Genomic DNA, 18814 nt, shown 5'->3' on the forward strand with positions numbered 1-18814 from the left:
CCATGGGGCAAATACGTAAACTCACGGTTTCCCGGAGCCGTCAAACTTGCACGCAAATGGCCGCAATAGGGCCGAGAGTCCTCAGCCGAACTGGTTAAGGAACGGAAGGTTTGCCTGGAACCAGAAGGCGAGCCGGGTGAAATTGCCCGTGATGAACAGGATGCCAACGATGACAAGCAGCGCGCCCATGATCTTTTCGATCGTGCCCAGATGCTTCTTGAACCCGTCGAAGAATGAAAGGAACGGCCCCAGCGCCAGCGCGGCCAGGATGAACGGCACGCCGAGCCCCGCCGAATAGACCGCCAGCAGCGCGGCGCCTTCCCAGGCGGTGTTCTGATTGGCCGACACCACGAGGATCGCCGCCAGCACCGGCCCGATGCACGGCGTCCACCCGATGGCGAACGCCAGCCCCAACAGGAACCCGCCCAGCGGTCCGCTGGCCAGCTTTGGCCCTTCCATGCGCATTTGCCTATAGAGCATGGAAATACGGAAGACGCCGAGGAAGTGCAGGCCCATGATGATGATCACGATGCCCGCCAGCGGCATCAGCACCGGCAGCGCGCGGCGCAGCGCCTGCCCGAAAAACGTTGCCGTGGCGCCAAAGGCGATGAAGACCAGCGAAAAGCCGAGGACGAACGCCAGCGCGGTGATCGCCGTGCGCCGGTAAAGCGCCCCGCCCGCAACGCCCTCTTCACGCAGGCGCTCAAACGTCGCCCCCGACATGTAGGTGAGATAGGCAGGCACCAGCGGCAGCACGCACGGGCTGAGAAAACTCAGCACCCCCGCTCCGAACACAACCGGCAATTCGAACCCGAACATCTTCCGCTCCGCAAACCTTTGCCGTCCCTTGTATAGCCCCGGCTCAGGGGCACAATGGCTCCAATTGTCTCATCGCGCCGTTTTGATGCGTGCGTTGCGGCGCGGGCTGAATGAACCGGGTAAAGGCGGAGAAAGAAAGAGGGATTCTGAAGCCTCCGAACACACCAACCAACGAAATAGAACCTTTGGGGACTAGGATTCCCCCGCGCGCCATACTAACAAGCCAGCAACCAGCGACCATTCCGGGACCCGCCATGAGCAGCCGGCCGATCAAGATTTCACCCTCCATCCTTTCCGCAGACTTTGCCCGGCTGGGCGATGAGGTGCGCGCCATCGAGGCCGGCGGGTGCGACTGGGTGCATGTGGACGTGATGGACGGCCATTTCGTGCCCAACATCTCCATCGGCCCGCTGATCGTCGAGGCGATCCGGCCCGTGACCGCCCTGCCCCTCGACGTTCACCTGATGATCGCCCCCGTCGATCCTTATCTCGAAGCCTTCGCCAGGGCGGGCGCCGACATCATCACCATCCACGCCGAAGCCGGCCCGCACCTCGACCGTTCGCTGCAGGCCATCAAGGCGCTGGGCAAGAAGGCCGGGGTGGCGCTCAACCCCGCAACCCCCGTCTCGGCCATCCAGCACGTCCTCGACCGGCTCGACCTCGTTCTGGTGATGAGCGTCAATCCCGGCTTCGGCGGGCAGGCCTTCATCCACGACGCCATCGAAAAGGTACGGCAGGTCAATGCACTCATTGACGAGCGCCCCATCGAAATCGAGGTGGATGGCGGGGTCGACCCCTCTAATGCCGGCAAGCTCGCCGCCGCAGGCGCCACCGCGCTGGTCGCCGGGTCGGCGATCTACAAGGGCAACGACCCCACGACCTACGGCCCGCGCATCGCGGCTATACGCGAGGCGGCGGACATATGAGTTCGATGCCGGCATCGCTCTGGACCCCGGCAATGAATACAGGGGTGACATTGGAGATGAGGACAATCTCGCCAAAAACACCATTGTCATTCCAGGATTTATTCCCGGAATCCAGCAGCGGCGTCTCAGCAGACACGTGAATCACTTCCTGAACAACGGATGCTAACCGAATGATCCCTCGCTATTCCCGTCCCGAGATGGTTTCCATCTGGTCTCCCGAAACCAAGTTCAGGATCTGGTTCGAGATCGAAGCGCACGCGACCACCGCGCAGGCACGGCTCGGCGTCGTCCCGCAGGCCTCCGCAGATGAAATCTGGGCCAAGGGCAAGGATGCGAAATTCGATGTTGCGCGGATCGATGAGATCGAGCGCGAGGTCAAGCACGACGTCATCGCCTTTCTCACTCATCTGGCCGAAATCGTCGGGCCCGAGGCAAGGTTCGTCCATCAGGGCATGACGTCATCGGACGTGCTCGACACCACGCTCTCGGTGCAGCTCGCCCGCGCTTCGGACCTGCTCTTGGCCGATATCGACGCCCTGCTCACAGCCCTCAGGAAGCGCGCCTATGAGCACAAGGACACCATCACCATCGGCCGCAGCCACGGCATCCATGCCGAACCGACCACATTCGGGATCAAGCTCGCGCAGGCCTATGCCGAATTTTCCCGCTGCCGCGAGCGGCTGGTCAACGCGCGCAGGGAAATCGCCACCTGCGCGATCTCGGGCGCGGTCGGCTCTTTCGCCAATATCGACCCTTCGGTCGAGGAATATGTGGCCGAGCAGATGGGGCTGGAGGTCGAGCCCGTCTCGACGCAGGTGATCCCGCGCGACAGGCACGCCATGTTCTTTGCAACGCTGGGCGTCATCGCTTCGTCCATCGAGCGGCTGGCCACCGAAATCCGCCATTTGCAGCGCACCGAAGTGCTGGAAGCGGAAGAATATTTCTCGCCCGGCCAGAAGGGCTCCTCGGCCATGCCGCACAAGCGCAACCCGGTGTTGACCGAAAACCTCACGGGGCTCGCCCGCCTCGTGCGCGGCATGGTGACCCCGGCGCTCGAAAACGTCGCGCTCTGGCACGAGCGCGATATCTCGCACTCGTCCGTCGAGCGCATGATCGGGCCTGATGCCACCGTGACGCTGGATTTCGCGCTGGCGCGGCTGACCAACGTCATCGAAAATCTCGTCGTCTACCCGCAAAACATGAAGGCCAATATGGACAAGCTCGGCGGCCTGCACAATTCGCAGCGCTTCCTGCTGGCGCTGACCCAGGCCGGGATGAGCCGCGAGGAAAGCTATTCGGCGGTACAGCGCAACGCCATGAAGGTCTGGCGCGGCGAAGGCGCGTTCCCCGATTTTCTAAAGGCGGACCCGGAAGTGTCCGCAAAGCTCTCCGATGCCGAGATCGACGCCAGCTTCGACGACGCCTATCACCTCAAGCACGTCGATACGATCTTCAGGCGGGTGTTCGGAAAATAGCCGCCCGGAAGTCCGCAGTTGAATTGCCCGCGCCGGGTGCCAACATAGCGGAAGAGTTCAAATCAGGGCATGAGTATGAAAACCGCCGACGCCGATATCCTTGTCGTTCCCGGCCTTGGCCATTCCGGTCCGGGCCACTGGCAGCACCGTTGGGTGGACAAGATCAGGACCGCACGATTCGTCGAACAGGACGAATGGGATGCACCCGTCTTCGAGGACTGGGTAACAACGCTCGAGCGTCAAATCTTCATGGCGACGCGCCCGGTGATCCTTGTCGGGCATTCGCTGGGCGTTTCCGCCATCGTCGCGGCCAACCGGAATCTGGCCGACACCAAGGTCAAGGCCGCATTCCTCGTCGCCCCGCCGGACGTGGACGAGCATCCTGACGTGCCCGCCGCCACCGCTCCCTTCAAGGGCCTGCCGCGCGACCCGCTCAAGTTCCCCTCGATGCTGGTGGCGTCCTCCAACGACCCCTATTGCACCGTCGAGCGCGCCGCCGACCTCGCCTCCGCCTGGGGCTCGGACTTCCACATCGCGGGCGACGCGGGCCATATCAACGCCGAATCGGGCCACGGACCGTGGCCGGAAGGGCTGCTGATGTTCACGCGGCTGATGGGGCGGATTTAGAGCCGTCAGGAACCCGTTCGCGTTTGCTTCCGTCGCTTCCCCGGCGAAAGCCGGAGTCCATGCCCCACCATCCGCAATGGCGAAAGCCGCGCTATGGATCCCGGCTTTCGCCGGGAGAGCGAAGGGAGAGCGGGGTGCGCCTCTCGCCCCTAAACAAAAAAGCCCGGCGCGATGGCCGGGCTTTTTTCCATTCCTGCAACCTCGCTCAGGAGGCTTCCGAGAGAATTTCTTCGCGCGCCTGCGCGTCGAACTCGGCGATCCTGGCTTCGATTGCCACCTCGTCGATAGCCACGCCCTTGGCGTCGAAATCGGCCTTTACCTTGTGCACCACGTCCGCGTGGCCGCTCTGCTTCATGTCGGCGGCGATGATCTCGGCGATATAGTTGGCGATGGCGTCGGCATCGGTCACACCCATTTCCGCACTGGCCCAACTGGCCAGATACCGGTTACGGCGGGCCTCGGCCTTGAAGCGCAGTTCGGCGTTGTGGGCAAACCGGGCTTCCTCGGCCCTCTTGCGGTCGTCGAATGAAGACATCCTCGTTGTCCCTCGGCGGTTTGTTTGTCGTTGGCATTGGGAGATAAGCTGTTCGGCGGCGCAAATCAACGGCCAGAATCGATGTATGAAGATCCCCGAGGCTGTTCAGGCAACGGAAAAGGGCTTGCATTGGGATCGCAAAAGGGCGCATGAGTGCCCGCAATCTTCAGGGGCCGCGATGGCCCGATCTTTCCGGACATCAACAGGCAGATGAAATGAACCGTCGCCGCAAGATTTACGAAGGTAAGGCCAAGGTGCTCTATGAAGGGCCCGAGCCCGGCACGCTGATCCAGCACTTCAAGGACGATGCCACCGCGGGCAACGGCGCCAAGCACGAAGTGATCGATGGCAAGGGCGTGCTGAACAACCGGATTTCCGAGTTCGTTTTCTCAAAGCTCAACCAGCTCGGCATCCCCACGCATTTCGTGCGCCGCATCAACATGCGCGAACAGCTCATCCGCGAGGTCGAGATCATCCCCATCGAGGTGGTGGTGCGCAACGTGGCCGCCGGGTCGCTGTGCAAGCGGCTGGGGTTGGAAGCGGGTACCCAGCTTCCGCGTTCGATCATCGAGTTCTACTACAAGGACGATGCCCTCAATGACCCCATGGTCTCCGAGGAGCACATCACGGCCTTCGGCTGGGCAACTCCGCAAGAGCTCGACGACATCATGGCGCTGGCCGTGCGGGTCAATGATTTTCTCACCGGGCTGTTCATGGGCGTCGGCATCCAGCTCGTCGATTTCAAGATCGAGTGCGGGCGGCTCTATGAGGGGGACCTGATGCGTATTGTCCTCGCCGACGAGATTTCTCCCGACAATTGCCGCCTTTGGGACGTCAAGACCCGCAACAAGCTTGACAAGGACCGCTTCCGCGAGGATTTGGGGGGCCTTGTCGACGCCTACCGCGAGGTTGCGCAACGTCTCGGCATTCTCGTTGAGGCCGACAACGCGCTGACCACCGGGCCGCGCCTCGTCCAGTAAACCTGGAAAGAATGATGAAAGCACGCATAATCGTCACTTTGAAGAACGGTGTCCTCGACCCCCAGGGGCAGGCCATCGAAGGTTCCCTCAAGAGCCTCGGCTTTGCCGGGGTGGACTCGGTGCGGCAGGGGAAAGTCTTCGACGTGGAACTGTCCGCCACCGACCCCGGTTCTGCAACGCAGGAACTGGAGAGCATGTGCGAGAAGCTTCTCGCCAACACCGTGATCGAAAACTACACCGTAGAGATCATCGGTTAACCTCTCAAATTTAAATTGAATGCCGCGCAAGCCCCCCCCCGCTTGCGGGCAGTATGGAGTTTTGCCCAATGCTCAAGACAGCCTCCCTGTCATTGATGTTCTTTGCCGCCCTCGGCCTGATGGTCGTTGCCTATGGCAGCGTCCCGGTCTGAGCGGCAGGAACAGTTTTCGGGGCATCCCGATACAAGCCGGATGGGCGACCATCCGGCTTTTTTGTTTTCATTTCAGCATTGTGTTGACCTTTTGCGGTTAGGGTGACGCCGAAAATTCAGCGCTTGCGGAAGCATCGCAGGCCCCCTCACCCCCAACCCCTCTCCCACGAGGGGAGAGGGGGGCGAAGGTGGCCACCCCACGGTTCCCCTTCTCCCCTCGTGGGAGAAGGTGGCCCGGCAAAGCCGGGTCGGATGAGGGGGCAGCGATGTTTGCGGCAATCGCCGGACCGGGGGACACGCCATGAGCACACAAACCGCCAAACGCCACGACTGGGTCGATATCGCCAAGGGAATATCCATCATTCTCGTGGTGATGATGCATGCAACCCTCGGGGTGGGTGAGGCGACCGAACAGGTCGGCTTCATGCACTACGTCCTTGCCTTTGCATCCCCCTTCCGCATGCCCGAATTCTTTCTCATATCGGGCTTGTTCCTGGGCCTCGTCATCGCCCGGCCATGGACGCGCTATGCCGACCGCCGCATCGTCCACTACCTTTATTTCTATGCGCTCTGGGCGGTCATCCTGATCCTGTTCAAGCATCTGGTCGTCGACCGCGACCCGGCGGGCACCGTATCGCTGCTCGCAAGCGCGGTTTACGAGCCCTATTCCATCCTGTGGTTCATCTACGCGCTGGCGGTATTCAGCCTCATCACCAAGCTGCTCTATCAGTTCCGGGTGCCCCATATCATTGCCTTTCTGGCCGCCGCAGCGCTGGCTATCGCTCCCGTCTCGACGCCCGTGTCGATCCTCAACTACACCGCCCACTATTTCGTCTATTTCTACGCAGGCTACGCCTTTGCGCCCCATATCTTCCGCTTTGCCGAGGGCGTCAAAACCCGCAAGGGTTTTGCAACCGCCGCGCTCCTCGCATGGGTGTTGGTCAATGCCGCCCTCGTCTTTCTTCCGGGTCATTCGGTGGGCTATGGCGCCATCGTCACCGGCGTCGCCCACATCCCCGGCGCGATGTTCGTCCTTGCGCTGGCCGGGGCCATGGCGGTGTGCGCCGCCGCCGTTCTCGTCGCCCAGCTGCGCGCCATGGGCTGGCTGCGCTGGATCGGCGCTCACTCCATCGTCATCTATCTGAGCTTCGTCATCCCCATGGGCATCTTCCGCACGCTGCTGCTCGCGGTGATGCCCGGTATCGATGCGGGGATCGCCAGCCTTGCAACGCTCGCCGTCGCCATTGTTGCGCCCATCATCGCCTACTGGATCATCGGCAGGATCGGCTTCGGCAAATTCCTTTTCGAGCGCCCCGCGTGGGCGCACCTGCCCGGAGCGCCGGGAAGTCGCTGGAACGCCGCGCCCCAGCCCGCGCCCGCCGAATAGGCAATCAACCCGGACCCTTTCGGGGATTCGGTCGTCCTTGACCGAATCCCCTTGCTTTTTGCGCCCAGAATTCCGAAAAGGCGCGCATCCGGCCCTTCCCTTTTCCAAAGTCAGAGACCCAGCGCGATGAAATCCGCCGTCGTCGTCTTTCCCGGCCTCAATCGTGACCGCGACATGATCGCCGCCATCGAGAAGATCGGCGGCACGCCCCCCGCAATCGTCTGGCACAAGGATGCCGAACTGCCCGATGTCGACCTGATCGTCATCCCTGGCGGCTTTTCCTATGGCGACGCCCTGCGCCCCGGCGCCATCGCCGCCCGCTCGCCCATAATGGACGTGATCCGCGAGCGCGCCGAACGGGGCGTCAAGGTGCTGGGCGTCTGCAACGGCTTCCAGATCCTCACCGAAGCGGGCATGCTGCCGGGCGTTTTGATGCGCAACGCCTCGCTCAGATTCGTCTGCCGCGAAATAAAGCTCAAGGTCGCCAACGCCAACACGGCCTTTTCCAATCGCTACGCCGACGGCCAGATCATCCGCTGCCCCATCGCGCACCATGACGGCAATTATTTCGCCGATGCCGAAACGCTCCAATCCATCGAGGACAACGGCCAGGTCGTCTTCCGCTACGCCGAGGGCACCAACCCCAACGGCTCGCTGAACGACATCGCCGGGATCACCAATGCCGCCGGCAACGTGCTGGGCCTGATGCCGCATCCCGAAAACCTCATCGAGCCCGAACATGGCGGCGAGGACGGACGCGGGATTTTTGCGGGACTTTTGACATGACCCTTCGCAACGACATCGAAATCACCCCCGAACTGGTCGCCGATCACGGGCTCAAGCCCGAGGAATACCAGAAGATTCTCGACCTGATCGGGCGCGAGCCGACCTTCACCGAACTGGGCATCTTCTCGGCCATGTGGAACGAGCACTGCTCGTACAAAAGCTCGAAAAAATGGCTGCGCACCCTTCCCACCAGCGGGCCCCGCGTCATTCAAGGCCCCGGCGAGAACGCGGGCGTCGTCGATATCGGGGACGGGCAGGCCATCGTCTTCAAGATGGAAAGTCACAATCACCCGAGTTTCATCGAGCCCTATCAGGGCGCGGCGACCGGGGTGGGCGGCATATTGCGCGACGTCTTCACCATGGGCGCGCGGCCCGTGGCAGCAATGAACGCCCTGCGCTTCGGCGAGCCGGACCACGAAAAGACCAGGCACCTCGTTTCCGGCGTCGTCGCCGGTGTCGGGGGTTATGGCAATTCCTTCGGCGTACCCACCGTGGGCGGCGAGGTGCAGTTCGACCGCCGCTATAACGGCAACATCCTCGTCAACGCCTTTGCCGCCGGCCTCGCCGATACGGACAAGATATTTTATTCCAAGGCCAAGGGCGTCGGCCTGCCGGTCGTTTATCTCGGGGCCAAGACCGGGCGCGACGGCGTGGGCGGGGCGACCATGGCCTCGGCCGAGTTCGGCGACGACATCGATGAAAAGCGCCCCACCGTCCAGGTCGGCGACCCCTTTACCGAAAAGCGCCTGCTCGAAGCGTGCCTCGAATTGATGGCCACCGGCGCGGTGATCGCCATTCAGGACATGGGCGCGGCGGGACTGACCTGTTCGGCGGTCGAGATGGGCGCCAAGGGGGATCTGGGCATCGAACTCGATCTCGACACGGTGCCGGTGCGCGAGGAGCGCATGACGGCCTACGAGATGATGCTCTCGGAAAGCCAGGAGCGCATGCTCATGGTACTGCATCCTGAAAAGGAAGCCGAGGCCCGCGCCATTTTCGAGAAGTGGGGACTCGATTTCGCAACCGTCGGCAAGACCACCGACGATCTGCGCTTCCGCGTGTTTTTCGAGGGCGAGGAAGTCGCCAACCTCCCCATCAAGGAACTGGGCGACGAAGCCCCCGAATATGACCGTCCATGGGTGGAACCGGCAAAACCCGCCCCCCTGGGCGAGCTGCCGCATATGGACGTGGCCGATGCCCTGCTCGGCCTTATCGGCTCGGCCAACCACGCCTCGCGCCGCTGGGTCTATGAGCAGTACGATACGCTCATCCAGGGCAATTCGCTACAGACGCCGGGCGGGGACGCGGGCGTCATCCGCGTCGAGGGGCACGCCCAAAAGGCGCTGGCCTTTTCCTCGGACGTTAACCCGCACTACTGCGAGGCCGACCCGTTCGAGGGCGGCAAGCAGGCGGTGACCGAATGCTGGCGCAACCTTGTTGCCACCGGCGCCGAACCGCTTGCGGCCACCGATAACCTCAATTTCGGCAACCCCGAGCGCCCCGAGATCATGGGCCAGATCGTCATGGCCATCAAAGGCATCGGGGAGGCCTGCCGCGCGCTCGATTTTCCCATCGTTTCGGGCAATGTCTCGCTCTATAACGAAACCAACGGCCAGGGCATCCTGCCCACCCCCACCATTGCCGGTGTCGGGCTGATCGAGGACCGCGCCAAATCCGCAAGGAACGCCTTTGCCGCCGAAGGCCAGCCCATCCTGCTGGTTGGCGCCCCCGCCATCTGGGGTAGCCATATGGGCCAGTCGGCCTATCTGCGTGACCTCTTCGGCCGCAACGAAGGCCCCCCGCCCGCCGTCAATCTCGATCACGAGAAAAAGGCGGGGCAGTTCGTTCTCGGCCTCATCCGCGAGGGCATCGCAACGGCGGTTCACGATCTCTCCGATGGTGGCCTTGCGCTCGGTCTCGCCGAAATGGCGATAAAGGGCGGGCTCGGCGCGACGGTCAACCAGCTCAACGACATCGACCCCGTCCCCACCTTCTTTGGCGAGGATCAGGGCCGCTATCTGGTGACGGTAAATCTCGACCCGCAGGGCGACGAAATGCGGGCACTCTGGAAACGCGCCGAGGCGGCCGGGCTGTTCGCCCCGTGGATCGGGGTGACGGGCGGCGATGCCTTGAAGCTGGGCGAAGCGCGCGCCATATCGGTGGAACAGTTGCAAGAGGCGTACGAGGGCTGGTTCCCCGGCTATATGGGCGCTACAGTCAACTGATCTCAAACCAGTTATGGAGCCTCACATGCCTATGGATGCAGCCGAAATCGAGAGCCTGATCAAAAAGGCCCTGCCCGATGCCGAGGTTGACATCCGCGATCTGGCCGGAGATGGCGACCACTACGCCGCCACGGTCATTTCCGAAGCCTTTCGCGGCAAATCCCGCGTGCAGCAGCACCAGATGGTCTATGAAGCCCTGAAAGGCAATATGGGCGGAGAACTCCACGCCCTGGCACTGACGACGAGCGTGCCGGAGTAAGGCGGATAGCTTTTGCATTTTTGGCAAGCACCGCAGCACCCCTCACCCCCAACCCCTCTCCCTCAAGGGGAGAGGGGGGCTCGTAAGCCGAGACATCCGCAGGGTTACCCTTCTCCCCTTGAGGGAGAAGGTGGCCCGGCGAAGCCGGGTCGGATGAGGGGTGCAGCGATGCCAACAATGACCACAAGGCCCCCGTCATGACCCTCCGCGACAGCCTCGATCTCATAAAGGCCGTCAACCCCGAAGGCGGGCAGGCGGTGCTTGAGCATGAGCTTCTGGCCGAACGCGCTTCCTCGCTCAACGCGGCGGAAAAAAGGGTTGCGAAAACCATGGATGCGCTCAAGGCGGAACGCACGCCCGAAACCCTCGCCGAGGCCCGCGAGGCGGTCTGGGCCTATTTCGTCCAGCACGAACTTGTCGGATTCAGGCGCCATCAGGATGTCATCGCCGCATTCGGCATCACGAAGGATGTGCTGAACGGGCTTGGCATGGTGCGGCGTTAGGGCGCCGGATTCTCGCCCCCCTGCCCCTCGACATCGCCGCATTCATCCCCTATCTATCGCGAAGCACCGATGGTTATGTCCCCCTTCCCGGACACGAAAGGTTTGACCCCATGAGCGACATCAACGCTTTCATCGATGAGCAGATCAAGTCCAACGACGTGATGCTGTTCATGAAGGGCACCCCGGATTTCCCCCAGTGCGGGTTCTCCGGTCAGGTCGTGCAGATCCTCAATTATCTGGGCATCGACTACGGCAGCGCCGACGTGCTCTCCAACCCCGAACTGCGCGACGGCATCAAGACCTATTCCAACTGGCCGACCATCCCCCAGCTCTACGTCAAGGGCGAATTCGTCGGCGGTTGCGATATCGTGCGCGAAATGTTCCAGGCGGGCGAACTCCAGAGCCACCTCGAAGGCGCGGGGATTGCGGTCAAGCAGACCGCTTGAGGCGCTGCCGCTACAGCTTTTCAGCCTCGCAATGAGCGCATCTCTTCCATCGCCTCCCTCCCCTTGAGGCAGGGCTACCGCATATGCTTCGGCTTACGCCGGATCCCCCCTCCCAACCTCCCCCACAAGGGGGGAGGTGCTGGCTTTGTGCGTAGGGAAGTGCCCAAGAAAAGGAAGCACCCTCCCCTTGGTGGGGAGGGTTATGGAGGGGTGAAGCCCTAAGCGCAGATCTGAGACGCATCACACGCACTGATACCCCCCATTCCACATTTTCGTTTTGCACCGGACCCCGCGGGCTATATCGTTCGATAACGATAAACGAGTGCTCCCGCATGCTTGCCCCCAACCGGTCCGCCGTCTCCATTCCCCTGCCGCTGATCATTATCGCGGGCTGTTTCATTGCCACGGTCACCTTCGGCACGCGCTCGACGGCCGGGCTGTTCATGTTGCCGATGACGGAAGAACTGGGCTGGACGCGCGAGAACTTCGCCATGGCGCTGGCCATACAGAATCTCGTCTGGGGCATCGCGCAGCCTTTCGCGGGCGGGTTCGCGGACAGGTTCGGCACGGGACGCACGCTGGCGCTCGGCGCGCTGATCTATGCGGCGGGGCTCGTCCTGTGGTCGGCCACATCGAGCGTCGAAATGTTCTATCTGACCGGCGGCGTGCTGATGGGCATCGGCATCGGCACCGCCTCGTTCGGCGTCGTGATGGCCGCCTTTGGCCGCGCCGTGCCGCAGGAAAAGCGCTCCTTTGTCTTCGGCATCGCCACCGCCGCGTCCTCGATGGGCCAGTTCGTCTTTGCCCCGCTGGGGCAGGCCTTCATCGCCAATTTCGGCTGGCAGATGGCGCTGGCGATCCTTGCGGGCATCATCATGCTGGTCGTACCCCTCTCGGCCATGCTGCGCGGACGCACGATGAGCGCGCCGGGAGAAGCGGACATGCCGTTCATGGAGGCGCTGGCAAAGGCGCTCGGCCATGGCTCATACCGCCTGCTGGTCATCGGCTTTTTCGTCTGCGGTTTCCATCTCGCCTTCATCACCGTCCATTTCCCCGCCTTCCTCATACAGTGCGGGCTGACGCCTGAAGCGGGCTCGTGGGCGCTGGGGCTGATCGGGCTGTTCAACGTCGCAGGCTCGCTCCTGGCCGGCTGGCTGGGCGACCGGCTGCCCAAGCAGATTCTGCTGGCCGGCATCTATTTCCTGCGCGCCATCGGCACCGCCGCCTTCCTGCTGTTTCCGATCACCGAAATTTCCGCCTATCTCTATGCGGCATCGCTGGGTCTTTTGTGGCTGGCCACCGTGCCGCTGACGGCGGGGCTGGTGAGCCTCTTTTTCGGGCCCCGCTACATGGGGATGCTCTATGGCGTTGCCTTCCTCTCGCACCAGATCGGCTCGTTCTTCGGCGTGTGGCTGGGCGGCCTTACCTTCGATCTCACGGGCTCTTACGATCTCGTCTGGTATCTGGGCATCCTGATTGGCCTTTTCTCTGCGGCCATCCACCTGCCGATCAAGGAAAAGCGCGTTCCCGCCTTCATGGCACCGGCGCAATAAATTGGTGGGTTGCCAAAGCTGTCCATAAGGGTCAAGTTCGGGGGGCGGGCGGCTTTGGGTCGCCCGCAGTCATTCCAGCGAGTTTTCCCATGACGACTGTCGCCACACCGGCGCGGGATATTTCCCGTCCTGAATTCATTGCCCTTGTGGCGGCCCTGATGTCCCTCAACGCGCTCGCGATCGACGTCATGCTGCCCGCCCTGCCCTATATGGGCGAGGCACTGGGCGTCAGTCACGAGAACGACCGGCAATACGTGCTCACCGCCTATATGCTCGGCTTCGGCTGCGCCCAGCTTGCGTTCGGGCCGCTCTCGGACCGGTTCGGCCGGCGCGCGCCGCTGCTCGTCGGGCTGGTGATCTACGTCATTGCGGCCTTCGCCGCTGCGTTTTCGCACAGCTTTGCATTGCTTTTGCTCATGCGCTTCATTCAGGGCATTGGCGCGGCGGGAACGCGCGTCATCGCCCAATCGATGGTGCGCGACAAGTTCGGCGGACGCGCCATGGCCGAGATCATGTCCATGGTGTTCATGGTCTTCATGGCCGTTCCCATTATCGCGCCCGGCATCGGACAGGTGATCCTTCTAACCGGTCCATGGGAATACATTTTCTATTTCATGGCCTTTCTGGCCCTGGTGGTCACGGCATGGTCGATGGCCCGGATGCCGGAAACGCTCAAACCCGAGAACCGGCGCGCACTGGCGCCCCGGGTGGTCATCGAAGGGTTCCGGCTGGTCTTTACCAACCGCATGGCGTTCAGCTACGGCCTTGCCGGGATGTTCGTTTTCGGCGCCCTGTTCGGCTTCATCAACACCGCCCAGCAGATCTATGTCGATATCTACGGGCTCGGCGCCCTGTTCCCGGTGGCCTTTGCCGCCATGGCCGGGCTCATGGCCGTCTCGTCCTATCTCAACGCCCGCATGGTGCGGCGCCTGGGCATGCGGCGGCTCAGCCACACGGCCCTTCTGGTGTTCTCCACGATCAGCGGAGGGTGGTTTCTCATCACCCTCGCCGGGCAGCCACCGCTGTGGCTGTTCTTTACCCTGCTTGCCGTCATCATGTTCATGTTCGGCTGGGCCGCATCGAACATGAACGCGCTTTCGATGGAGCCGCTCGGTGCCGTCGCGGGCACCGCCTCCTCGGTTTTCGGTTTCATCCAGACGGTGGGCGGGGCAATCCTCGGGACCGTTACCGGCCAGTTCTTCGATGGCACGCTGACCCCGGTGGCCGCGGGCTATTTCATCCTCGGGCTGGCGGCGATCCTGTGCGTGGTGGTCGCCGAAAGGGGAAAGCTGTTCGGGGTGGGCGAAGACTACGAGCCGGGTGGCGCGTTCGATTAATCCGTAAACACCTCGCGCCGGAGCGTTTCCCAGCTTTCGCGGTCCGGCGCGACCAGCAATCCGCCCTCGACATGCCGGGGCATATAGGCCGATCCATCCAGACGCGCGACATGGGCGCCCGCTTCCTGCATCATGAGCGTACCGGCCAGGTGATCCCACGGCATAAGCTTTTGGTACATGAGGAAATGCAGGTGCCCCGCCGCCGCCATCCGGTATTCATGGCCCGCGCAGCGATAGCTCGAATTCATGCGGACCTTTGACAGATTGGCCAGCACCTCGCGCCGTTTCTCCCGCGCAAGAAAAAACACCGACGATACGCCAACCATTTCATCGAGCGGCACCGGATCGGCAAACTGCATCCTGATCCGCCGCCCATCGGGAAAGACCTGCCAGGCGCCACATCCGCGCTCGGCCATCAGCCAGTCGTCACCCAGCGGATCATAGATGACGCCCGCCACCGTTTCGCCGCGCTGGACCACCGCGCCCATGACGGCAAAAAGCGGCAAGCCCGCCGCGAAATTGGCCGTTCCGTCGACCGGATCGATATAAAGGACCACCTCGTCATCGAATTGCCGCTCGAGCAGGCGCGGATTGGCCGCCACCGCCTCCTCGCCGATGACGACATGCTGGGGATGGGTCCGGGCGATCGCCTCGGTTATCGCGCGCTCGGCCGCCTCGTCGGCCTCCGTCACGAGATCGATGGCGCTGGTTTTGGTGCGCACCATGCCCTCGTCGAGCTTGCGAAACCGGGGGAGGATTTCCGCGTGCGCGGCATCGCGGAGGACGCCCGCCAAACGATCGATATTCATGATTCAGGGCCTTTCGCCATCAGCGCCGCAAAATCGAACAGCTTGTTGTCGAGCATGTGGCTGGGATTGATATTGCCCAGCGCGCGGATCATCACGTCCTTGCGCCCCGGCATCCGGCGCTCGAAATCATCGAGCATCGCCTTCATCGCGTTGCGCTGAAGCCCCTCCTGTGACCCGCACAGGTCGCACGGGATGATCGGAAAGGCCAGCGCTTCGGCAAGGCGCGCAAGGTCGGCTTCCGCGCACAGAGCCAGCGGGCGCAACACTTCCACATCGCCCTCGTCGTTGAGCAGTTTGGGCGGCATGGCGGCGAGCTTGCCACCATGGAAAAGGTTCATGAAGAAGGTTTCGAGAATGTCCTCGCGATGATGGCCCAGCACCAGCGCCGTGCACCCTTCCTCGCGCGCGATGCGATAAAGATGCCCGCGCCGCAAGCGCGAACATAGCGAGCAATAGGTACTCCCCTCGGCCAGTTTGCCGGTGACGATCGAATAGGTGTCGCGGTATTCGATCCGGTGCGCGATCCCGTGCCGGTCGAGAAAGTCCGGCAGGATATGCCTGGGAAAGCCCGGCTGCCCCTGATCGAGATTGCAGGCCAGAAGATCGACCGGCAGAAGCCCGCGCCATTTGAGATCGAGCAATACGGCCAGAAGACCGTATGAATCCTTGCCGCCCGAAAGCGCCACGAGCCACCGCGCGCCCGACCGCACCATGGAATAGGCATCGAGCGTCTCGCGCACCTGCCGCACGAGCCGCTTGCGCAGCTTGTTGAACTCCACGCCCGACGGCGCATCGCGGAACATCGGATGGCAGCTATCGCTTTCATCGCCGGAAACGGCAGGCGCGGCGAGGGTCATGACGGCAAATATCTCCAGCGCGTTCTGAATGCCTGGCTTGATACAGCCAATAAGGAATGAAGAAAAGCGCACGCCTCGGATATAGCGATCATCGCTTCCCTCCCCCTTGAGGGCAGGACTATCGCATATGGATTTGCGCTTGTGGCTTCACCCCTCCCCAACCCTCTCCATCAAGGGGAGGGTGCTTCCTTTTCCTTGTTGTCTCTCTACGCACAAGGTCAGCACCTCTCCCCTGTGGGGGAGGTTGGGAGGGGGGAGTCGGCGTAAGCCGAAGCATATGCGACAGCCCCCGGCCTCAAGCCGAAATCCGTGCCCCCTCTGGATGGAGCAGCCTGCCCTCGCCGGGCACTCCATCCATCGGGTGACGCAGAACAAGGCCCGCAGAGCGCGGGACAGAACCGGAACCGCATCGCTGCGCTTCCGGGACATGAAGCACCCTATCGCCCAACCCTTGTCCGCGGTTTAGGGAACGCGGTCCAATTTACCTAAAATGTCAGTTGGGCATGGGAGAACCGCGCCGTGGTGCTTGCCTAAAATCGCCCCAGAAAATTAGATACTCGCGCAGCGGCGCCGGCAACCGGGCGAGTCGCAATCATGGTGGTGCACGATGTTCCGATCCTTCTTCCCCGAGCCCAGACTGTTTTTCACCTCCGCTTTGCTGTGGCTGCTGCTGGCGACCCTCGCCTGGACGGCATTCAGCGCGCCGATGCAGGCCGCCCTCAGCATCGACCGGTTCCTCGTGGCCCCGCTCTGCGCACCGCTCGCCGAACCGGCGCCCGATGCCGCAACCAATGGCGATGTGTCCGAGGCCGTGCCCTCAACCCCGGTTAGCGATCTTGCGGCCCCCGCGCCGGACGGCACGGTGGCGGATGCGGCAACCCCGGCGGCTCCCTGCACGCCCGAAGGCACCTTCCTCGATGGCGACCGGATATGGCTTTATCAATACGTGCTGATGGTCGCGCTGGTCTTTTGCCTGTTCTGGTATTTTTTCAGGCGCAACCAGTGGTACTGGTGGTCGGTCGTCGGATCGACGGTCATCCTGCTGGTCATCTACTTCAACGTTCAGGTCGACGCCTTCGTCAATAGCTGGAACGGCGTCTTTTTCAACACCGTCCAGCAGGCCCTGACCGAGCCCGGTTCAGTATCGGCGGAAAAGCTCTATGGGGAAATGACGATGCTGTTCATCGTGCTGCTTCCGCGCATCCTCGTGCTGGTCGCCCTGGCGTTTTTCACCGCCCACTACGTGTTCCGCTGGCGCAAGGCGATGAACGCCTATTACATGGGCTATTGGCCGGTGATCCGCACGACGGAAGGCGCCGCCCAGCGCGTACAGGAAGATACCATGCGCTTTGCCCAGATCATGGAGGATCTGGGAACCGCGTTCTTTGACTCCCTGATCACGCTGGCGGTCTTCCTGCCCCTGCTCTGGGGGTTCTCCCAGCAGATTTCCGGCGTGCCCGTCATCGGCGACGTGCCCGGATCGCTCGTCTGGGTCGCGCTGATCTCGGCGGCCTTCGGCACGGTGCTGCTCTGGGGCGTCGGCATCAAGCTGCCCGGATTGCAGTTCGAGAACCAGAGGGTGGAGGCGGCCTACCGCAAAGAACTGGTCTACGGCGAGGATCACGCCGACCGCGCCGCGCCGCCCACGGTCCGCGAGCTGTTCTCCAACGTCCAGCGCAACTATTTCCGAATCTACTGGCACTACACCTATTTCAACTTCGCCAGATACGGCTATCTGCAGGTGGCGGGGTATATCCCCCTCCTCACCCTCGCCCCGGCCATTCTTGCGGGCGCGCTGACGCTGGGCCTTTACCAGCAGGTGGCGCTGGCATTCGGACGGGTCGCCGAATCCTTCCAGTTCCTCGCCCGCGCCTGGACGACGGTCATCGAACTGCTGTCCGTCCACCGCCGCCTCAAGAAATTCGAGAGCTACATCCCGCAGGATCAGGAGCCCGACGAGGATTTGATCGGGGCGTATCTGCATTAGGCACAGTTTGCCGTTGGCACCGCTGGCCCCCTCACCCCCAGCCCCTCTCCCACAAGGGGAGAGGGGGGCTCGTGTGGCAACCCCACGGCTCCCCCTTCTCCCCTTGTGGGAGAAGGTGCCCCGAAGGGGCGGATGAGGGAGCCAGCGGTGCCTCCTCAAACACCGAAGCACCCCAGCTCCCACCCAAAAACAAAAAGGCCGCCCCGAAAGGCGACCTTTTCCAGAATTCTCTTTTTGAACCGATCAGCGCGAATAGAATTCGACGACGAGGTTCGGCTCCATCTGCACCGGATAGGGCACGTCCGAAAGCGCCGGGATGCGGACGTAGGTTGCGGTCATCTTGGAATGGTCCACATCGAGGTAGTCCGGCACGTCGCGCTCGGCGAGCTGCACGGCTTCGAGCACGATGGTGAGCTGCTTGGAGCGCTCCCGGATCGAGATCACGTCGCCCGGCTTCACGTTGTAAGACGGGATGTTGACGCGCTGGCCATTGACCTGCACGTGGCCGTGGTTGACGAACTGGCGGGCGGCGAACACGGTCGGCACGAACTTGGCGCGATAAACGATCGCATCGAGACGGCTTTCCAGAATACCGATGAGGTTCTCACCGGTGTCGCCACGGCGGCGGGCCGCTTCGGCGTAAACGCGGCGGAAGGCCTTCTCGGTGATCGAACCGTAATAACCCTTGAGCTTCTGCTTGGCGCGGAGCTGGGTGCCATAGTCCGAAAGCTTGCCCTTGCGGCGCTGGCCGTGCTGGCCGGGGCCATAGGCGCGGGCGTTGAGCGGGGACTTCGGGCGGCCCCAGATATTTTCGCCGAGACGGCGGTCGATCTTGTGCTTTTGCGAATGACGCTTTGACATCGCTTGTCCTTTTCAAAACCAAAGATAAAGACA

At 62.7% G+C, this 18814-nt stretch carries 19 protein-coding genes; 14 read left to right on the forward strand and 5 right to left on the reverse strand.

Annotated elements, in window-relative coordinates:
- Positions 1–81: 81 nt before the first annotated feature.
- On the reverse strand, positions 82–819 hold the full coding sequence (locus DQG18_RS08435; RefSeq protein WP_116653828.1) for a cytochrome c biogenesis CcdA family protein: 738 nt from the start codon (positions 817–819) through the stop codon (positions 82–84).
- Between the two features lie 254 nt (positions 820–1073).
- Between DQG18_RS08435 and rpe the strand changes: the two genes are divergently transcribed.
- The 3 genes from rpe to DQG18_RS08450 all read left to right on the forward strand — a co-directional run bounded on the left by rpe (position 1074) and on the right by DQG18_RS08450 (position 3847).
- A complete protein-coding gene (gene rpe, locus DQG18_RS08440; RefSeq protein WP_116653829.1) occupies positions 1074–1745 on the forward strand; it encodes a ribulose-phosphate 3-epimerase in 672 nt (223 codons plus the stop codon).
- Positions 1746–1915: 170 nt separating this feature from the next.
- Entirely contained in the window at positions 1916–3220 is a 1305-nt protein-coding gene (gene purB, locus DQG18_RS08445; RefSeq protein ID WP_116653830.1) for an adenylosuccinate lyase, read from the forward strand.
- 75 nt (positions 3221–3295) lie between these two features.
- Positions 3296–3847: an RBBP9/YdeN family alpha/beta hydrolase gene (locus DQG18_RS08450; protein WP_116653831.1), complete on the forward strand. Its 552-nt coding sequence runs from the start codon at positions 3296–3298 to the stop codon at positions 3845–3847.
- A gap of 205 nt (positions 3848–4052) precedes the next feature.
- Here the strand turns inward: DQG18_RS08450 and DQG18_RS08455 are convergent, their stop codons facing one another.
- Complete coding sequence (locus DQG18_RS08455) at positions 4053–4382, reverse strand: DUF1476 domain-containing protein (RefSeq protein ID WP_116653832.1); 330 nt, start codon at positions 4380–4382, stop codon at positions 4053–4055.
- A 215-nt stretch (positions 4383–4597) separates the two neighbouring features.
- Here DQG18_RS08455 and purC point away from each other — a divergent pair, with 215 nt between their 5' ends.
- The 10 genes from purC to DQG18_RS08505 all read left to right on the forward strand — a co-directional run bounded on the left by purC (position 4598) and on the right by DQG18_RS08505 (position 14267).
- Entirely contained in the window at positions 4598–5362 is a 765-nt protein-coding gene (purC, locus tag DQG18_RS08460) for a phosphoribosylaminoimidazolesuccinocarboxamide synthase (RefSeq protein WP_116653833.1), read from the forward strand.
- A 14-nt stretch (positions 5363–5376) separates the two neighbouring features.
- Positions 5377–5619, forward strand: a complete 243-nt coding sequence (gene purS, locus DQG18_RS08465; protein ID WP_116654022.1) for a phosphoribosylformylglycinamidine synthase subunit PurS — start codon at positions 5377–5379, stop codon at positions 5617–5619.
- A 453-nt stretch (positions 5620–6072) separates the two neighbouring features.
- Positions 6073–7158, forward strand: coding sequence for an acyltransferase family protein (locus DQG18_RS08470; RefSeq protein ID WP_116653834.1), 1086 nt, complete (start codon positions 6073–6075; stop codon positions 7156–7158).
- A 126-nt stretch (positions 7159–7284) separates the two neighbouring features.
- On the forward strand, positions 7285–7944 hold the full coding sequence (gene purQ / locus DQG18_RS08475) for a phosphoribosylformylglycinamidine synthase subunit PurQ (RefSeq protein ID WP_116653835.1): 660 nt from the start codon (positions 7285–7287) through the stop codon (positions 7942–7944).
- Entirely contained in the window at positions 7941–10169 is a 2229-nt protein-coding gene (gene purL / locus DQG18_RS08480) for a phosphoribosylformylglycinamidine synthase subunit PurL (RefSeq protein ID WP_116653836.1), read from the forward strand. Before purQ ends, purL begins: the two co-directional genes overlap by 4 nt.
- A gap of 25 nt (positions 10170–10194) precedes the next feature.
- Positions 10195–10428: a BolA family protein gene (locus tag DQG18_RS08485; protein WP_116654023.1), complete on the forward strand. Its 234-nt coding sequence runs from the start codon at positions 10195–10197 to the stop codon at positions 10426–10428.
- A gap of 197 nt (positions 10429–10625) precedes the next feature.
- Entirely contained in the window at positions 10626–10931 is a 306-nt protein-coding gene (locus DQG18_RS08490; protein ID WP_116653837.1) for a DUF6665 family protein, read from the forward strand.
- Positions 10932–11041: 110 nt separating this feature from the next.
- Positions 11042–11377: a Grx4 family monothiol glutaredoxin gene (gene grxD, locus DQG18_RS08495; protein WP_116653838.1), complete on the forward strand. Its 336-nt coding sequence runs from the start codon at positions 11042–11044 to the stop codon at positions 11375–11377.
- A 332-nt stretch (positions 11378–11709) separates the two neighbouring features.
- A complete protein-coding gene (locus DQG18_RS08500) occupies positions 11710–12930 on the forward strand; it encodes an MFS transporter (protein WP_116653839.1) in 1221 nt (406 codons plus the stop codon).
- 89 nt (positions 12931–13019) lie between these two features.
- A complete protein-coding gene (locus tag DQG18_RS08505; RefSeq protein ID WP_116653840.1) occupies positions 13020–14267 on the forward strand; it encodes a multidrug effflux MFS transporter in 1248 nt (415 codons plus the stop codon).
- Here the strand turns inward: DQG18_RS08505 and DQG18_RS08510 are convergent.
- Both DQG18_RS08510 and ttcA read right to left on the reverse strand, forming a co-directional pair.
- Entirely contained in the window at positions 14264–15076 is an 813-nt protein-coding gene (locus DQG18_RS08510; protein ID WP_116653841.1) for an inositol monophosphatase family protein, read from the reverse strand. The genes DQG18_RS08505 and DQG18_RS08510 overlap by 4 nt on opposite strands.
- On the reverse strand, positions 15073–15933 hold the full coding sequence (ttcA, locus tag DQG18_RS08515) for a tRNA 2-thiocytidine(32) synthetase TtcA (protein WP_116654024.1): 861 nt from the start codon (positions 15931–15933) through the stop codon (positions 15073–15075). Before ttcA ends, DQG18_RS08510 begins: the two co-directional genes overlap by 4 nt.
- Before the next feature lie 607 nt (positions 15934–16540).
- Here ttcA and DQG18_RS08520 point away from each other — a divergent pair.
- Entirely contained in the window at positions 16541–17920 is a 1380-nt protein-coding gene (locus tag DQG18_RS08520) for a peptide transporter (RefSeq protein WP_116653842.1), read from the forward strand.
- A gap of 243 nt (positions 17921–18163) precedes the next feature.
- Here the strand turns inward: DQG18_RS08520 and rpsD are convergent, their stop codons facing one another.
- Positions 18164–18781: a 30S ribosomal protein S4 gene (rpsD, locus tag DQG18_RS08525; protein WP_116653843.1), complete on the reverse strand. Its 618-nt coding sequence runs from the start codon at positions 18779–18781 to the stop codon at positions 18164–18166.
- Between the last annotated feature and the right edge of the window lie 33 nt (positions 18782–18814).

The organism is Pelagibacterium sediminicola (genome assembly GCF_003390885.1).
Lineage (GTDB): Bacteria > Pseudomonadota > Alphaproteobacteria > Rhizobiales > Devosiaceae > Pelagibacterium > Pelagibacterium sediminicola.

Bases quoted from the DNA above. Each gene is read 5' to 3' on its own strand.
- DQG18_RS08435 (WP_116653828.1), bottom strand. From the start codon at position 819: ATGTTCGGGTTCGAATTGCCGGTTGTGTTCGGAGCGGGGGTGCTGAGT.
- rpe (WP_116653829.1), top strand. From the start codon at position 1,074: ATGAGCAGCCGGCCGATCAAGATTTCACCCTCCATCCTTTCCGCAGAC.
- purB (WP_116653830.1), top strand. From the start codon at position 1,916: ATGATCCCTCGCTATTCCCGTCCCGAGATGGTTTCCATCTGGTCTCCC.
- DQG18_RS08450 (WP_116653831.1), top strand. From the start codon at position 3,296: ATGAAAACCGCCGACGCCGATATCCTTGTCGTTCCCGGCCTTGGCCAT.
- DQG18_RS08455 (WP_116653832.1), bottom strand. From the start codon at position 4,382: ATGTCTTCATTCGACGACCGCAAGAGGGCCGAGGAAGCCCGGTTTGCC.
- purC (WP_116653833.1), top strand. From the start codon at position 4,598: ATGAACCGTCGCCGCAAGATTTACGAAGGTAAGGCCAAGGTGCTCTAT.
- purS (WP_116654022.1), top strand. From the start codon at position 5,377: ATGAAAGCACGCATAATCGTCACTTTGAAGAACGGTGTCCTCGACCCC.
- DQG18_RS08470 (WP_116653834.1), top strand. From the start codon at position 6,073: ATGAGCACACAAACCGCCAAACGCCACGACTGGGTCGATATCGCCAAG.
- purQ (WP_116653835.1), top strand. From the start codon at position 7,285: ATGAAATCCGCCGTCGTCGTCTTTCCCGGCCTCAATCGTGACCGCGAC.
- purL (WP_116653836.1), top strand. From the start codon at position 7,941: ATGACCCTTCGCAACGACATCGAAATCACCCCCGAACTGGTCGCCGAT.
- DQG18_RS08485 (WP_116654023.1), top strand. From the start codon at position 10,195: ATGCCTATGGATGCAGCCGAAATCGAGAGCCTGATCAAAAAGGCCCTG.
- DQG18_RS08490 (WP_116653837.1), top strand. From the start codon at position 10,626: ATGACCCTCCGCGACAGCCTCGATCTCATAAAGGCCGTCAACCCCGAA.
- grxD (WP_116653838.1), top strand. From the start codon at position 11,042: ATGAGCGACATCAACGCTTTCATCGATGAGCAGATCAAGTCCAACGAC.
- DQG18_RS08500 (WP_116653839.1), top strand. From the start codon at position 11,710: ATGCTTGCCCCCAACCGGTCCGCCGTCTCCATTCCCCTGCCGCTGATC.
- DQG18_RS08505 (WP_116653840.1), top strand. From the start codon at position 13,020: ATGACGACTGTCGCCACACCGGCGCGGGATATTTCCCGTCCTGAATTC.
- DQG18_RS08510 (WP_116653841.1), bottom strand. From the start codon at position 15,076: ATGAATATCGATCGTTTGGCGGGCGTCCTCCGCGATGCCGCGCACGCG.
- ttcA (WP_116654024.1), bottom strand. From the start codon at position 15,933: ATGACCCTCGCCGCGCCTGCCGTTTCCGGCGATGAAAGCGATAGCTGC.
- DQG18_RS08520 (WP_116653842.1), top strand. From the start codon at position 16,541: ATGTTCCGATCCTTCTTCCCCGAGCCCAGACTGTTTTTCACCTCCGCT.
- rpsD (WP_116653843.1), bottom strand. From the start codon at position 18,781: ATGTCAAAGCGTCATTCGCAAAAGCACAAGATCGACCGCCGTCTCGGC.